Origin of the sequence: Cyclonatronum proteinivorum, from assembly GCF_003353065.1 — a bacterium.
GTDB classification, from domain to species: Bacteria; Bacteroidota; Rhodothermia; order Balneolales; family Cyclonatronaceae; genus Cyclonatronum; species Cyclonatronum proteinivorum.
Genome location: NZ_CP027806.1, coordinates 2,338,065 through 2,353,079 on the forward strand (window position 1 = coordinate 2,338,065; position 15,015 = coordinate 2,353,079).

Below are 15,015 nucleotides of genomic sequence, written 5' to 3' on the forward strand. Positions count from 1 at the left end.
AATTGAGGGGCTATCCTACCAGCCTTTTTCTTCAAATACTGCGCGCAGAAATCCCGAGGTATCAAACCGTCCGTATTCATCATACCACGCCTGAGAATGCTCAAGGAAGAAAGCAACATTTTCCTGAGCCCTGTTATAAATGTCCTGATCTGCATCGTTTTTCTCATGCCCTCTGGGCACGGCATAAACAAACATGCCGGTTCTGCCGCTAACCACTGGCATCTGCATAAAATCGCGCTCAACAAACTCTCCTGTTTCAGCCTGGTGTGCAGCGGCGTCCACGAAAAAGTCCACAGCATGTTCCGGATAGCCGTAAAGCAAACCATATCCGCGAAAGCGGTCAAGGCGCTCTTCATATTCCATAACCTGAACAACTATTGCAGGGTCAGTACCTTCGGCAAAGGCCCAACGCGACCAAAACTCCGGAAAGGCGGCAAAGGACTGATCAAATGCATCTTGTCTTACAACCCTCATCTGCACGTATCTTTCACCGTCAAAAATATTTCTAAAGGGTGTTAAAATTGTTTTCAGAGGTCCGCAGGAAATAGCAGCTGCTATATGGTTAATCCGCACAAATTCATCTATAAACTGCAGTGCAGGATGAGCGTCTTCTTCTGTCCCCTCTATTTGCCATCTGAAACTGACAATGTCGCTCATTGGCTTGAGATCGGATATAAATGTATGAAGCCCGGTATTGCTCAGGCTACTGTAGAGCAGCGAGTCAACATAACCATGGTCTTCTGCACTTAGTACGTCAAAATTGAAGCACTCATCTGAAACGTTGGTAACTACAGCTTTTTCCTGCACGCTTATAGCTGGAGCTTCATCCTGAATAGCAGTCTGACCGACAGGTGTACAGGATAGCACGAGTAATAATGATGAAGTGAGCAGTGACAGGAGTATTGCTTTTATGCCGTATATTTTACTCATAGGCTGAAATCAGGATAGTAACAAACTAATGGTCGATATTTCACAAGCAGTAGGCAGCTGTGTTATTGTATTGTCAGCAACAATGATAACAGGTTTGGAATACCATTTGCAACTATGTTGCAAATGTGATGGTCAAAAGAATCTACTCATTTCACACGAAAAAACACCAGCCTACTGCCAGGCCGCCAATCACTCCTATACCGGAGACCCTAAATCTGTTCATTTACTACCTTTTGAACGAACAGCTTATTGTAAAATCAGCGCTTCTTTTTACGATCACCTTTGAATGATTACCGTAAATGATTCATCTGTCTCTACGAAAACCGGGGCGGGGAAGCCTTCCTGTCTGAGCTGACCAACCACAATTTTCCGGATGCCAAGCCCTTTGTGCTCCATGAGTCCGAGGTTTTGGGCGAATTGCACCAGAATGGGGTTGCGGGGGTAGCGCTGCCCCGCAATAATTTTTTCTACGGTGAGGGAATTGGGAAGCCGCCCCTGACTTTCGATTTCGAAGCGGTCGCTGAAAATCCGGATTTCATTCATGCTCCTTCTGGTATAATCGCGGTGAACGAGGCTGTTCACGATAAGCTCGCGCAGAATGCCCTGCGGAATTTCCCACTTTCGCATGCGCGTAAGCCCGTCGTCTTCAATTAGAACACGGGACAGTTTTTCGGACAAGTGCTGCATGACGAGATCGCTGAGTCCGCTGCGCCTCAGTTCGCTGCCTGATTTCTGTCGCCCAATAGGCGCTTTAAACGGCTGATCCGAAATACTATCGAGTTCAGTATCCGTGCCTTTGTAGTGGATAACGCGGATGCCATGCTGCGGCAGAAAACGACCGGGTTCTTTACCGAAAAGAATCAGCCCTGCAAGACTGCACAGCAAGTTTCCCGCGCTATTTTCATGAATCAGATCAAGCTGTCGAAGCCGAAGGGTCAGGTCGTCTTCATCTCCGATTTTCTCCCCCATGAGCTGCTCGTAATACTGAATAAACAGCTCCTGATCGATGTCCGTTATTCTTGAACCTGACACGGGGACGGTTTCATAGTGGAAGTGTCCTGCCTCCTGACTCATCTGCACAATCTGATCCCGGTTCGCGATGCGGGAGGTGCTCCCCATGCGAATATAAATCGTTTCCTTACCATCGGAGCGAACGGCATACGGCTTCAGCGTACCCTGTTCAACAGAGATCACGGCAATTTTCCCTGCGGACGTGTTTATTTCTTCATAAACCGGAATGAGCGCTGGTGTGATATACTTTCCAAAAACGGTATCCATCACCCATGTTTCGAGATCAGGGCGCTTAATTCCTTCAATTTCCCCGAAGTCGGATACGCCGACAAACACTCTGCCTCCCCGAAAATTTGCAAATGCGACAATATCTTTCGCCAGCTGTTCGGGCTCCGTCTGCTCATGCGCAAAAGAAACCGTTGAGTTTGGCGGCTGTGAAAATACTTCGATCAGGGACTCAATTTTCATTTTACGCGAAGTTGAAAAGAGATGATGGTTCTCAAGCGGAATTTTGGGTGTAGCCCTCCAACCAAAAAAGCAAGGCGCCACGAGACCGATTTGGGATGCCTGAACCAGTACGAAAGCCATTGATGCTCTCGGGATTCACCCCAAAAAAATTACGGACGCCCGGATAAAAAGAAGGCCGGAATTTCAGCTTAGAAACTCCGGCCTGATGGTTGCAAATTGTGCCTACATGTTGCGGCGGTATTGGCCGCCGACTTCGTACAAGGCCTGCGAGATTTGGCCGAGGGAACAGTATTTCACGGTTTCCATGAGCTCTTCGAAGAGGTTGCCGTTGGTTCGGGCGGTTTCTTTGAGGCGGTTCAGGTAGTGCGTGGACTGATCGGCATTGCGTGCTTTGAAGGCTTCGAGGTTGTGGATTTGCTGCTGTTTCTCGTCCTCGGTTGAGCGGATGAGCTCGATTTCCTGCGGCTCTTCATCAGATTTTTTGCCGAGGAAGGTGTTGACGCCAATGATCGGCAGCTCGCCGTTGTGTTTGAGGGTTTCGTAGTACAGGCTCTCGTCCTGAATTTTGCCCCGCTGATACATGGTCTCCATTGCGCCGAGAACGCCGCCGCGCTCGGTGATGCGGTCGAATTCGGTAAGGATGGCCTCTTCGACCAGATCCGTGAGCTCTTCGATGATGAAGGCACCCTGATTCGGGTTTTCGTTTTTTGCCATGCCCAGCTCTTTGTTGATGATGAGCTGAATGGCAAGTGCCCGGCGGACCGACTCCTCGGTCGGGGTTGTAATGGCCTCGTCGTAGGCGTTGGTGTGCAGGGAGTTGCAGTTGTCGTAAATCGCAAGCAACGCCTGAAGGGTCGTGCGGATGTCGTTGAACTGAATTTCCTGTGCGTGCAGCGAGCGGCCTGAGGTCTGAATGTGATACTTCAGTTTTTGGGAGCGGTCGTTGGCGCTGTACTTGTTTTTCATGGCAATCGCCCAAATCCGGCGGGCAACGCGGCCAATGACGGCGTACTCGGGATCAAGACCGTTGCTAAAGAAAAACGAAAGGTTGTGCGCAAAGTCGTCGATGCTGAGGCCGCGCGAGAGGTAGTACTCCACAAAAGTGAATCCGTTGGCAAGGGTGAAGGCCGCCTGTGTTACCGGATTTGCGCCGGCTTCGGCAATGTGATAACCTGAAATGGAGACCGAATAGTAATTTCTAACTTTATGGGTTGTGAAGTACTTTTGTATGTCTCCCATCATCTTAAGGGCAAACTCTGTAGAAAAAATACAGGTGTTTTGCGCCTGATCTTCTTTGAGGATGTCGGCCTGAACGGTGCCGCGCACGACTTGCAGCGTTGCGGCTTTGATCTTCGCGTAGGTTTCGGGATCGACGAGCTTATCGCCCGAGACACCCAGGGTTTCCAGTCCGTAGCCGTCGGAGTTACCCGGCAGACTCAGGCCGTATTCCGGTACCGGCATGCCTTTCTCTTCGAAAATCGCTCTGATCCGCGCCTTCGCTTCATCGAGCTTGCCCTGTTCGGTCAGCCAGGTTTCGACCTCCTGGTCGATGGCGGTGTTCATGAACATCGCGAGAATCATGGGCGCGGGACCGTTGATGGTCATCGAGACCGATGTGTTGGGCTGCGTAAGGCGGAAGCCGGAGTACAGCTTCTTCATGTCATCAAGGGTGCAAATGCTCACGCCGGAGTTGCCGATTTTGCCGTAAATATCAGGCCGCAGATCGGGGTCTTCTCCGTAAAGGGTCACCGAATCGAAGGCGGTCGAAAGCCGGTGCGCGGGCATGCCTTCGCTCACATAATGGAAGCGTTTGTTGGTCCGCTCCGGCGTGCCTTCACCGGCGAACATGCGCGCCGGGTCCTCGCCTTCGCGTTTGAACGGGAAAACGCCTGCCGTGTAAGGGAAAAATCCGGGCACGTTTTCTTTCAGGGCAAACCGCAGACGGTCGCCCCAGCCGCCAAACTGCGGCAGCGCAACCCGCGGAATTTTGAGCCCGCTCAGGGAAATGCGGTACATTTCATTGCGGATTACGCGGTCGCGGACTTTCGTCTCCATCACGTTCTGACGGTATTGCTCCGCCATCTTGTCCCAGTTTTTCAGGATGTTAAGCGAAATCGGATCCAGCTTTGCGCGAATGTGCTCGCGCATTTCTTCCATCCTGACCATGATCTGATCTTTGTCAGCCGGATTCCAGTTTTCGAGCTGTGTGATCGTGCCCTCGATCTCATTCAGGCGCGCGGCGGCTTCGGCCTGTTTCGCGGCCCAAACGTGATACTCGCGCACGCTTTCGGAAATCTCCGACAAATAGCGTACCCGGTTTCCGGGGATAATCGCCTGTTTGTGCAGGTCTTCCGCCGGTGCCGGATTGGCGTAGAGCGCGGCCTTCCAGTCGAGCCCGTAGTGCCGGTTAATCAGGTTCACGAGCGCGCTGAACAGGCGGTTGACGCCCTCATCGTTGAACTGCGCCGCAATCGTAGGATACACCGGCAGGCTCGACTCCTCGGCATGCCACAGGTTGTGATTCCGCTTGTACTGTTTGCGGATGTCACGCAGGGCGTCCTGTGCGCCTTTTTTCTCAAATTTGTTGAGTACGATCAAATCAGCGAGATCGAGCATGTTGATTTTCTCGAGCTGTGTTGCCGCGCCATATTCGCTCGTCATCACGTACAGACTAAGATCGGTGATGTCCACGATCTCCGATTCACTCTGCCCGATACCGCTTGTTTCTACAACAATTAAATCGAAAGCCGCGGCCTTGCACAGTTCGATGGCGCCCAAAATAGCGTCGCTTGTCGCGCGGTTGGAAGCCCGTGTTGCGAGGCTGCGCATGTAAATCCGGTCGTTGTACACGGCATTCATCCGGATGCGGTCGCCCAGAAGCGCCCCGCCGGTTTTGCGCTTGGACGGATCAATGGAGATAATTGCCATCGTCTTGTCCTCAAACCCGGTCAGGAAGCGGCGCACCAATTCATCGGTCAGCGAGCTCTTTCCCGCCCCGCCTGTTCCGGTGATCCCCACCACAGGAATCGTTTTTCCGTTTTTGGATTGCAGCACTTCTTTCCCGCCATTGTACAGCAGCATTTCATCCTTGTACTGCAAAATATCCTTCGCTTTGTTCTCAATCGCGCTGATACAGCGCCCCAGGACGCGCTTGTCCTTGTTTTTGATTTGCAGCACGTCCACCTCTTCCAGCGAAGTCGTCTCGTAATCGCATTCCTGCATCATCAGGTTGATCATGCCTTGCAGGCCAATTTTCCGGCCATCCTCCGGACTAAAAATACGCGCAACGCCATAGTCGTGCAGCTCGCGGATTTCGCGGTCCACAATCACCCCACCACCGCCGCCGTACACGCGGATGTGCCCCGCGCCTTTCTCGCGCAGCAAATCGACCATATACTTGAAATACTCGATATGTCCGCCCTGATACGAGCTCACGGCAATCCCCTGCGCGTCCTCCTGAATGGCGCAATCTACAATCTCGCCCACGCTGCGGTTATGCCCGAGATGGATCACTTCCGCGCCGGTTGACTGTAAAATGCGACGCATAATATTGATGGAGGCGTCGTGCCCGTCGAACAGGCTCGTAGCCGTCACAAACCGGATTTTGTGCGTCGGCTGATAGCGTTCGGGCTGCTGCCACTCGGTAACAGCGGTTTGGGTTTGGTCCTGCGTCGTCGGGCTGTTTGTGCTCATAATGCTGATAAATTCCTGATGTGTTTAGCTTTAGATTCGAAAATTGGAAGCGCTTTTGTGGCGCAAAAATACGGCTTTTTAGCCGCCCTACCGTGTTAAAGTAGGTATTATTTAAGTTGGATTTTTTCGGATGATGTGCTCCCAAATGGTCCAAATATCCGGGCTTAAGGCTCGCTTGGGCCGCTTTCCCCGGCTTCCGATTCACCGGGGCGTACATCACCATCTTCGGGCTCGCCTCCGGACTCGATTGGCTCCTCGTTTGGGTCAGCCTCCGGATCATCCGTTCTGCCGGGCAAATGCGGATATTCGAGATCGAGCTCCCCTTCCATCCGTCCGTGCACCTCAACATTGCGCTGCGCGAGAAACGGCTCCGGCGCCCGAAAGGGCTCCACATCACCACGGAACCAGCGGCCATCGCCGTCATCATCCCGAAACGCAAGCACCGTATATCGCCCCTGAGGCAGGTTTTCTACCGTGAGTTCATCTTCCGTTATTCCTTCAAAAACCACCGCTCCGTCGCGGTCCAGCACGCTGATGTGATGGTTCACGCCTTCCAGCCGGTGACCTTCTGCAATCCGGATATGCAGGGACCCGAGTTCACCCCGCGGCAAAATCCGCGTTTGGATGTTGCGCCGCGTACCGGCCCGTTCATCATAAATCCGGATGGTGTAATCGCTTGCCTCATCCCAGACATCCGGCGGAAACAAAAATAGAAGGTTGTCCTGCACTTCAAGCGGCTCCCAGGCTTCGTAGATGACTTCATCCTGCACCACCTCCAGCGAGTCCACCACGCTTGTGCCGGCAAGCAGGGTCGAAAACTCAAATATCATAGGTTCACTTCCCCTCACCCCTCTTTCCGTGAGGTGACGCGTCATCCGCACGTGCGTGGTATCGGGGTCGGATGATCCGGTGAAGATGCGGTCTGAGGTCCGTGGCTCATTTCCGCGCAAATCCGTCACGCCCTGGCTGCGCAGGGTAAAGGTCTGATTTTCAGGCAGCGGACGCAGGGCTTGTGCGAATACGACATCAGCCTGCTGCTTGTCCGCAAAGAGCGGTACCGCCTGCGTAAATGCTGTACCAAGTGAGTCCAGAATAGTGATTTCGGCTTCCGGCTGAATCATCATATCACGGCTGTAACGAAGCCGCAGACGCGTGGACGAAAACAGGCCGATTCCCTGCAGGGTTGGCCGCGTTGTGTCCGGCTCATTGACGAAAAGGGTGCCGAGACCTGCGGGTTGCCCATCTTGAACGCGAACTGTTTCACGGTAAAAAGGCCGGGCTACCTCATTTGCACGATCCCAACGCCGGTTTCGGTTCCTGTCATCTACCCAAATCGCGCGATACACCCCCTCTGCCAAATGCGTGAACGCAACACGTCCTGCCGTGTCGGTTTCAGCTACATAACTCGCACGCGCTTCCAAATCGAACGGGAAGCGGTACAAAAATACGAAGGCATCCCGCTTACCCCTGCCGGTACGCGCGTCAATAATCCGGCCTTCGATTTCGCCTTCATCAATCGTATCACCCGTTGATAGCGCCAGCACAAAGGGATTGTCAAGCCGGTTCCGGTTGTGATCGCTCAGCTCGGTACCAAGGGTGAAAATCACGGTCGTTGAATCCGGCAGCGGCTGCTCGAACCGCACCCGAACGGAGCGTCCGCGCCAGTTTACATCGTAGCGAACCCCCGCGATGGGATCAATTCGAAACGCATTCCCGAAAGACTGACGGTTCATGTACTTGTCAAAATCAAAACGGATTTCATTTCCGCTAAAATTGACGGTACCATTTTGCGGATAGGTGCTGATGATACGGGGTGGCGTGGTATCCGGCGGGCCACCGGTCGGCTGCGTGGGCGTCGCGCAGTACGTCAGGGAAAGTCCGGCGATCAGACAAAGAAACAAAAAACCAAAAATACGGGTCATCTGAAAAATGGTGGGAAGTCCAAATAAATCAGCTGCTTCGGATATTGAACAGCAAATAAACGGTCACGCCGGTCGCTGCGGCAATGATGGCCGGCTGACCCCATTCGCGCCAGCGGTTGCGCTGTTGCAGGGCCTCGGTTTCATGAAAACGCGTTGCGGGCCAGTCGCTGATCAGCGCCTCGTGATTTTCAAAAGGGATGGTGTCGCTGTAACGGAAGCTGAGGGTCTCGGTATCGGTCAGGTTCCGGGAGGCATCGGTCAGGAAAAGCTGCACCTCCCCCGAAATAAGTCGCTCGGCCTCGTTTGGGTTAAGCTGACGCAGGCTGTTTCGCGGGTACACCATCACCTGAAGCTGCATCCCGTCTGAATCCAGCCGCACCTGCTTGCCCAGCCGCATCAGCTCGTTGAACAGCAACTGACGGTTGCGCTCCGGCAGGTTACTCTGCACACCTACAGACGCACTCAGTTCCGTAAGTATCCGGCTTTCTGATAGTACGCTGAGCGCTTCCTGCATTAACAGCGCCTCATTTGAGGAATGCTGACGTGCTTCTGCATCCTCCAAAAAGCTGCTGAGCAAAAGCGAAAAAACAAAAAGAAATGGCAGAAGACGCATCAGGAGTTATGAAAACTGTTCATTAAAAACGATATTCGAAAACAAGCAACTTGAGGATGACATTCATCCTCAAAAAATGAACTTCAAAGGTAAACAATCCTGCACTCCAATTAAACCATGAACCACCCGACAGCGGCGATAAACGGTCTTTATACTGATTTTTATGAGCTTAGTATGGCGCAGGCGCTGTTCATGGAAGGGCGGCACGAAGAACCGGCCTGCTTCGATTATTTTTTCCGGAATTACCCTTTCAGCGGCAACTATGTCATTTTTGCGGGCCTCCAAACCCTGGGACAGGCGCTGAAGTATTTTTTGTATGATGAAGACAGCTGTAAAGCCCTGCACGAACTTGGTTTTGATCCGGCATTTATTGCTTGGCTATCAAACCATCCCCCAAGCATCACGATTGAAGCGCCGCCGGAAGGCACCATCGTTTTTGCACAGACGCCCTACGTGCAGGTCCGGGGGCCTTTTGCGCACGTTTTGCTGGCCGAAACCCTGATTCTCAATATTCTCAATTTTGAGTCCCTGATCGCAACCAAAGCCTCGCGGATGAAAGACGCCCTGTTGCCCGGTCAGGTCCTGCTCGATTTTGGCCTGCGTCGTGCGCAGGGGTTTGCGGGATTTCATGCCTCGCGGGCGGCATACATCGGCGGATGCGACAGTTCTTCCAACGTGTGGTCTGCCGTGCAGTACGGGCATCCCGCTGGCGGTACACACGCCCACGCCTGGGTGCAGGCGTTTGAGGCCGAGGATGAAGCATTCCGCACCTTCGCCAAACATTTCACCGGAAAAACGGTCCTGCTCGTCGATACGCACGACAGTTTAAGGGAAGGCATCCCAAATGCCATCAAAATTGCCCGGGAAATGGAAGCTTCCGGCAAACAGCTGTTCGGCATCCGCCTCGATAGCGGAGATTTCACCCGCCTTATCCCGCAGGCACGGCAACTGCTCGATGACGCCGGTTTGCGTCACGTCAAAATTGTGGTCTCAGATAATCTGGATGAACACCGGATTCGGGCGCTCAACGCGCTGCCGGTAAAAGCCGACATTTTTGGGGTGGGAACCAAGCTGCTGGCAGCTGATGGCAGTCCGGCTCTGAACGGCGTGCTCAAGCTCGCTGAACTGAACGGACGGCCCGTGATGAAACGCTCTGACAACCCGGAAAAAATCACGCTCCCCGGGGAGAAGCAACTGTGGCGCATTTCGGATGATGGCGTTCCGGTCGGAGATTACGTCAGTCTGAGCTGGGAAGGGCGTCCGCCGGAAGACGGCCGGAAGTATGCAGCACTTCGCACGGAAAGCTTCCAAAGCGGATCATCTTTGCCCCGGACAGATTTGGATGTTGTCAGATCACGCGTTCAGACGCAAAAAGAGCTTTTCAGGACTTTCCTCAATACATCGAATGAGCAAGCCGCATACCCTGTTACTATCAGCAATAACCTAAAAGACCTTCAGCACGAGCTGTTACAGAAAAAACAATAAACCCTAACCTGACGATTTCAAAACCCTTTACAGAGCTTCATGAAAGCACTTTTAATCGTAGATCTTCAGAATGACTTTTGCCCCGGCGGTGCCCTGGGCGTAAAAGACGGACACAAAATTGTGCCGGTCATAAACGAGCTTGCCAGGCAATTTGAGCTGGTCATTGCTTCCCGCGACTGGCATCCCGAAGAAACCGTTCACTTCGAAAAATGGCCGGTACATTGCGTAGCAAACACGGAAGGTGCTGCCTTTCATCCCGGGCTCAGCCTCCGGCCGGTTCAGCAGGTGTTTGACAAAGGCACAACCAATGCCGACGACGGCTACTCCGCTTTTGAGGCAACCAATCTTGACCTTGCTGCATACCTGAAAGAGCGAAAAGTGGACGAAATCTATTTGTGCGGCCTAACAACGGAATATTGTGTGAAGTCAACTGCCTTTGACGCACTTCGTGCGGGTTTCAAAACCTTTCTCTACACCGACGCAATTGCACCGGTAAATCTCACCCCTGGTGACGCCGAAAAGGCCTTAAACGACATGCAGGACGCTGGGGTAATCTTTTTGACGTCTAAAATCAGCCTGAGATAAAAATATGTCTAAAAAAGCGGAAGTGCTGGTTGTTGGTGGCGGCCTTGCCGGAAGCTGTGCAGCACTTCAGATGGCTAAACAAGGGGCTCAGGTAACACTTGTGCATCAGAATCAGCTCACAGGTCATACGGCGAGTATGGTACCCCTCGCACTCTACAACCCGGCCGCCGCCCTTCGTGCGAAAAAAGGCTGGCGTGCGCTTGAATGCCATCAGGCGCTGCATGAGTTACTTGACGAAGTCGCCGAATTTCTTGGAAGTGATGGCTTTATCAGCCGAAACGGGCTTTTGCGACCTTGTCTGGATGAAGGGATGGCTGCCCATTTCCGCAAATCGGCTGAAACCGAAGGCTGGCCCGAAGGCTGGGTCAGGTGGCTTACACCAGAAGACCTGCGCGCACGCTTTCCCGAAAGCGAGCACAGGTGGGGCGGGCTTTGGGTTGCAGTAGGAATGACCGTTGAAACCCCGATTTTACTGCAGGGACTGCACGAAATGCTGCGGGATAAATATGGTTGCCTGGTGATGGAGAAAAAAGTGGCTGATGTTTCTGAACGTGAAACGGGAGCCATCATACGTTTTGAAGATGGCAGCCAAACAGATACTCCAAAAGTTCTGATAGCGGCAGGGGCATTTGCCCGCGACCTTGCCGGAAACGAGAAGCTGAAGCTGCATGCTGTGAAAGGACAAACGGTGGAAGTAGCCCCCTTTCTTCGGACTGATTTCAAGCCATCGGTTTCATCAAAAGGCTACATTTCCTTACATAACAACCGCGTGGAGATTGGCAGCACCTATGAGCATCATTTTGATAATTTTAATCCTACAGACAAATCCAATTCTTATTTGCTGAAAAAGGTGCCGCGTAGCTTTCCCGATTACGACGCAGATGACCTGACTGTCAGGGGCAGTTGGACCGGCATACGCGTCACAACACCTGACCGCATGCCGTTTACGGGTTTATTATCGGGCCGAAAGCACACCTACATTTCGACCGGATTTGGTTCAAAAGGGATGATATTTGCCCCTTACTGCGGCATTCTTACCGCACAGCATATCATCGCCGGAACTGAGCTTTCCCGCGAAATTTCTGCAAACCGGTGGTGATACTTGTTAAATATTTTTGTGAAACTGTTCGTGTGTATGTGTAAAATACCATCAGGGTTCTGATGGCTGATCGTCATTCTCAGATGATGGTCTCTCAAAAAACTGAATTCCGGTATCCATATCACGAACAATGCGGCCGTCAGGTGTAATACGTTCGCCATCGCGCGGCGGACGTTGCGGAAACTGATGAATATTTACGTTTCGGTCGTAGTCGTGCGGCACATAATGGTTATGATCCCCGTGAGGCACAATGAAATAGCCTGGGTCTTCCTTAAAAATATTGTTAGAAGTAAGAATAATCAGCACGGCAAATACCGTGGCGAATGAAACAAAAAAGATTTTTCTTTTTTTTGAAGCCATAAAGTTCAGGGTTTTGACGAAGTGATTAATTGTTTAAATTAAGAAGGGTAAGTTAAGCAGGTATGAAAATAAGATTTGTTAATTATGTGTTCAGGTGAAGACATAAAATTTTAAATGCCTATAGTCAAGTTGCTTGCAAAGAGCAGTATGTTTTAGCTCGCACTATGTCTAATTGTGCTACCTTAGGATTCAATTTAAGTGAGTGTTGAACAGGTAGCCTTGATTATTCAATATGGTCTTTCATTCTGAATATAATTCTCAATTCAATTTTTAGCGGCAAAAAGAAAATAAGCCGAAGAATCGCACCTATATTCTAATTCGAACTTTTAAAATTAATATGCAACCTACCGATAGCGGCAATGAAATTTTAGTATATGGCTCTTATGGCTATACAGGGAAATTAGTTGTTGAGGAATTCCAGCGCCGCGGTGTCAGCGTTACGCTTGGAGGAAGAAATGAAAATGAGCTGAAAGAGCAAGCTGCGAAAACAGGACTGCCTTACGCTTGTTTTGCGCTTGACGACGCCGAGTTATCCCTTCAAATTCAGGAATATAAAACCGTTCTGAATTGTGCAGGTCCCTTTCATAACACATCCGTCTACCTTACAAGAACGTGTGTAAACAGCGGGATCAACTATTTAAATATTACCGGAGAGTTTGACGTCATTGAAAGTTTAAGCCTTTATGATCGAAAGGCAAAAGCGAATCAGTGCATAGTTTTGCCTGGCGTTGGGTATGATGTAGCGCCAAGCGACTGTCTTATAGCGTATGCACAAAAGAAATTTCCGGGTGCAAGAACCATCCGGCTCTGCTTACATTTTGGAGGCAGACCTTCACAAGGTACCATGCGAACATCTCTTCAGCAGTTTAAAAAAGGTAATGTGGTTCGGTCGCGCGGGCTGATCGTACCGGTCAGGTTTGCCCATAAAAGTCACCGCATTGATTTTCGGGATAAGGTACGAACATGCGTTTCAATTCCCTGGGGTGACGTTTCATCTGCATTTTACTCGACTCAGGTACCAAATATTGAAGTGTATATGTCGATGTCTAACGGAGCTGCCCGTTTGGCCAAACTTGCCGGTTTCTTCCAGCCGGTGCTGAAGCGAAAGCTGTTTAGTAATATGATTTCTTCCTGGATTAGTAAGCAGCCCGAAGGCCCCGGTTTTGCGGAACGGGAGAAAGGGCAAAGCCGGATTTATCTGACTGTTTATGACCTAACGACCCGTAAGAGTTTCTTGCTGAAAACGCCTGAAGCATATTCGCTCACGGCGCAAATTGCAGCTGAATCAGCGATTCGGGTTACGGCTGGAACCGTAACACCTGGCTTTCATACGCCTTCCACTGCGTTTGGGGCAAATTTTATTATGAAGTTTAAAGGGGTTGAGCGTCATGAGCTGGTTCGCGGAAATAAACAAAAGCTCTAACGGCTACTAATTTAAACATTGATCAGAGAACGGAAGTAGGCGTCTGTCTTTTCAGGCGCCTGCTCTCCGGTCTCAACTTCACTGACGCGCTGAATACTTGCCACCGGAATTGGCGCATAATAATGAGGAAAAAGCTCTCCCCTTCCTGTGGAATCTTCAAAAATAAGACAGGGGTCGGAAGCTGTAAGCCTAACTGTAAGGAGGAGTATATTGGGTTTCCCTTCAAAATATCGGCTGTAAACGCCTGTCAGCTGTTCTTTTTTGCACAAATGAACGAAGCCTTCCGAACTGAAAGCTGACGGGCGGTAGTATCCGTTCTCAACAGCTTCATAGACTGCGGTTTCCGCAAAGTGATAAAGGGTAAGCATTTGCCGGGAGTCGGCTGAGATCAAAACTGCCCCCTTTTTTCAATGAGAAATTTGTTCAGGAGCTCCCTTGCTCTAAATATGTGTGCTTTTACGGTGCCAAGCGGAAGCGTCATCATATCCGCAATTTCCTGATAGCTCTTATCATCTTCGTGACGCAGCTTAATAATGACCCGGTATTTATCGGGCAGGCTGTCTATGGCTTCTTTGATGATTTTTGCCCGCTGCTTCCGAATCAGCTCAGCGTCCGTTTCACTGTCGTGATCCGGCAGCTCGACTTTCATATCCCCGTCTTTACCCCGCACAGGTTCATCGATGGAGTAGGTCTTCATCTTCTTTTTGCGGAGGAAATCAATCGAATGGTTGGTAGCTATACGGTAGAGCCAGGTTGAAAAAGCATAGGTAGGGTCGAAGGTATGGATGTTATCAAAAGCTTTCAAAAATGCTTCCTGAACCAGGTCTTCCACAACGTCACGGTCACGCACAATTTTCTGGACATGGAAATGCAGCTGCACCTGATACTTTTCCATCAGGCGCGCGAATGCCTTTTGGTCATTCAGTTTAGCCTGATCAACCAGCGCATAGTCTTCTTCCCTGTTTTTTAATGACCTGGCTTTTTTAACCGCTTCCGATTCAGCTGACATTCTGATTGGTTTTAAATGAGCTACCGTAAGAACTTCAATTTTGTAATATAATGAGTCAAGTTAACTAATCTGCGCTTTTAATTTGAACCTGAAATACTTTTTTCATCCGAAACCGACAGCCTTAGATTTACATTAAAAAAACGATAGTTCCGGCAGATCATGGGGATTTTGCCGGGGCAATTATGTTGTTCTTGGTCAACGGGGTAAGCCTGGCTTTCTTTGGGTATAGCTGGCACTCTATAATCAGTATTTCAGAGCTTAGCTGAAGGTGTTAGCCCGCATTATTCACAATTAAACAGGATTTATTTGCTAAGTGTTAGTTTAAATTTGGCTTAGCAAAAAAACACCGGTAGCCCAAATTTGAGTGCGGTGTAAAAACTGCGAAATTTCCCCGCTGGCGGCGTTGAAGCTGAAAAC

12 protein-coding genes are annotated in these 15,015 nt (G+C 50.8%); 4 read left to right on the top strand and 8 right to left on the bottom strand.

The window, feature by feature from the left end; translation table 11 throughout:
* Nucleotides 1-15: 15 nt before the first annotated feature.
* From CYPRO_RS09075 to CYPRO_RS09095, 5 genes are all read right to left on the bottom strand, one after another.
* Nucleotides 16-930, bottom strand: coding sequence for a hypothetical protein (locus tag CYPRO_RS09075; protein ID WP_124245580.1), 915 nt, complete (start codon nucleotides 928-930; stop codon nucleotides 16-18).
* A 276-nt stretch (nucleotides 931-1,206) separates the two neighbouring features.
* Nucleotides 1,207-2,409: an ATP-binding protein gene (locus CYPRO_RS09080; protein ID WP_164682661.1), complete on the bottom strand. Its 1,203-nt coding sequence runs from the start codon at nucleotides 2,407-2,409 to the stop codon at nucleotides 1,207-1,209.
* A 222-nt stretch (nucleotides 2,410-2,631) separates the two neighbouring features.
* Nucleotides 2,632-6,102, bottom strand: a complete 3,471-nt coding sequence (locus CYPRO_RS09085; RefSeq protein ID WP_114984317.1) for a methylmalonyl-CoA mutase family protein — start codon at nucleotides 6,100-6,102, stop codon at nucleotides 2,632-2,634.
* 164 nt (nucleotides 6,103-6,266) lie between these two features.
* Nucleotides 6,267-8,024 (bottom strand): Ig-like domain-containing protein, encoded by a 1,758-nt coding sequence (locus CYPRO_RS09090; RefSeq protein WP_114984318.1) that lies wholly within the window; start codon nucleotides 8,022-8,024, stop codon nucleotides 6,267-6,269.
* Nucleotides 8,025-8,052: 28 nt separating this feature from the next.
* Nucleotides 8,053-8,637: a hypothetical protein gene (locus CYPRO_RS09095; protein WP_114984319.1), complete on the bottom strand. Its 585-nt coding sequence runs from the start codon at nucleotides 8,635-8,637 to the stop codon at nucleotides 8,053-8,055.
* Between the two features lie 117 nt (nucleotides 8,638-8,754).
* Here CYPRO_RS09095 and pncB point away from each other — a divergent pair, with 117 nt between their 5' ends.
* From pncB to CYPRO_RS09110, 3 genes are read left to right on the top strand one after another with little or no spacing between them, the layout of a single operon-like run.
* Entirely contained in the window at nucleotides 8,755-10,122 is a 1,368-nt protein-coding gene (gene pncB, locus CYPRO_RS09100) for a nicotinate phosphoribosyltransferase (RefSeq protein ID WP_114984320.1), read from the top strand.
* Between the two features lie 39 nt (nucleotides 10,123-10,161).
* A complete protein-coding gene (locus CYPRO_RS09105) occupies nucleotides 10,162-10,707 on the top strand; it encodes a nicotinamidase (RefSeq protein ID WP_114984321.1) in 546 nt (181 codons plus the stop codon).
* A gap of 4 nt (nucleotides 10,708-10,711) precedes the next feature.
* Entirely contained in the window at nucleotides 10,712-11,806 is a 1,095-nt protein-coding gene (locus CYPRO_RS09110; RefSeq protein ID WP_114984322.1) for an NAD(P)/FAD-dependent oxidoreductase, read from the top strand.
* A gap of 51 nt (nucleotides 11,807-11,857) precedes the next feature.
* Here the strand turns inward: CYPRO_RS09110 and CYPRO_RS09115 are convergent, their stop codons facing one another.
* Entirely contained in the window at nucleotides 11,858-12,166 is a 309-nt protein-coding gene (locus CYPRO_RS09115; protein WP_114984323.1) for a hypothetical protein, read from the bottom strand.
* A 337-nt stretch (nucleotides 12,167-12,503) separates the two neighbouring features.
* Here CYPRO_RS09115 and CYPRO_RS09120 point away from each other — a divergent pair, with 337 nt between their 5' ends.
* Nucleotides 12,504-13,589, top strand: a complete 1,086-nt coding sequence (locus CYPRO_RS09120; RefSeq protein WP_114984324.1) for a saccharopine dehydrogenase family protein — start codon at nucleotides 12,504-12,506, stop codon at nucleotides 13,587-13,589.
* Nucleotides 13,590-13,600: 11 nt separating this feature from the next.
* Here the strand turns inward: CYPRO_RS09120 and CYPRO_RS09125 are convergent, their stop codons facing one another.
* Both CYPRO_RS09125 and CYPRO_RS09130 read right to left on the bottom strand, forming a co-directional pair.
* A complete protein-coding gene (locus CYPRO_RS09125; protein WP_114984325.1) occupies nucleotides 13,601-13,957 on the bottom strand; it encodes a DUF952 domain-containing protein in 357 nt (118 codons plus the stop codon).
* A 20-nt stretch (nucleotides 13,958-13,977) separates the two neighbouring features.
* Nucleotides 13,978-14,598, bottom strand: coding sequence for a sigma-70 family RNA polymerase sigma factor (locus CYPRO_RS09130; protein WP_114984326.1), 621 nt, complete (start codon nucleotides 14,596-14,598; stop codon nucleotides 13,978-13,980).
* Between the last annotated feature and the right edge of the window lie 417 nt (nucleotides 14,599-15,015).

What these genes read in the sequence shown, in the direction of transcription:
- pncB (WP_114984320.1), top strand. Translation starts at nt 8,755, where the DNA reads ATGAACCACCCGACAGCGGCGATAAACGGTCTTTATACTGATTTTTAT.
- CYPRO_RS09085 (WP_114984317.1), bottom strand. Translation starts at nt 6,102, where the DNA reads ATGAGCACAAACAGCCCGACGACGCAGGACCAAACCCAAACCGCTGTT.
- CYPRO_RS09130 (WP_114984326.1), bottom strand. Translation starts at nt 14,598, where the DNA reads ATGTCAGCTGAATCGGAAGCGGTTAAAAAAGCCAGGTCATTAAAAAAC.
- CYPRO_RS09090 (WP_114984318.1), bottom strand. Translation starts at nt 8,024, where the DNA reads ATGACCCGTATTTTTGGTTTTTTGTTTCTTTGTCTGATCGCCGGACTT.
- CYPRO_RS09115 (WP_114984323.1), bottom strand. Translation starts at nt 12,166, where the DNA reads ATGGCTTCAAAAAAAAGAAAAATCTTTTTTGTTTCATTCGCCACGGTA.
- CYPRO_RS09110 (WP_114984322.1), top strand. Translation starts at nt 10,712, where the DNA reads ATGTCTAAAAAAGCGGAAGTGCTGGTTGTTGGTGGCGGCCTTGCCGGA.
- CYPRO_RS09125 (WP_114984325.1), bottom strand. Translation starts at nt 13,957, where the DNA reads ATGCTTACCCTTTATCACTTTGCGGAAACCGCAGTCTATGAAGCTGTT.
- CYPRO_RS09095 (WP_114984319.1), bottom strand. Translation starts at nt 8,637, where the DNA reads ATGCGTCTTCTGCCATTTCTTTTTGTTTTTTCGCTTTTGCTCAGCAGC.
- CYPRO_RS09105 (WP_114984321.1), top strand. Translation starts at nt 10,162, where the DNA reads ATGAAAGCACTTTTAATCGTAGATCTTCAGAATGACTTTTGCCCCGGC.
- CYPRO_RS09120 (WP_114984324.1), top strand. Translation starts at nt 12,504, where the DNA reads ATGCAACCTACCGATAGCGGCAATGAAATTTTAGTATATGGCTCTTAT.
- CYPRO_RS09080 (WP_164682661.1), bottom strand. Translation starts at nt 2,409, where the DNA reads ATGAAAATTGAGTCCCTGATCGAAGTATTTTCACAGCCGCCAAACTCA.
- CYPRO_RS09075 (WP_124245580.1), bottom strand. Translation starts at nt 930, where the DNA reads ATGAGTAAAATATACGGCATAAAAGCAATACTCCTGTCACTGCTCACT.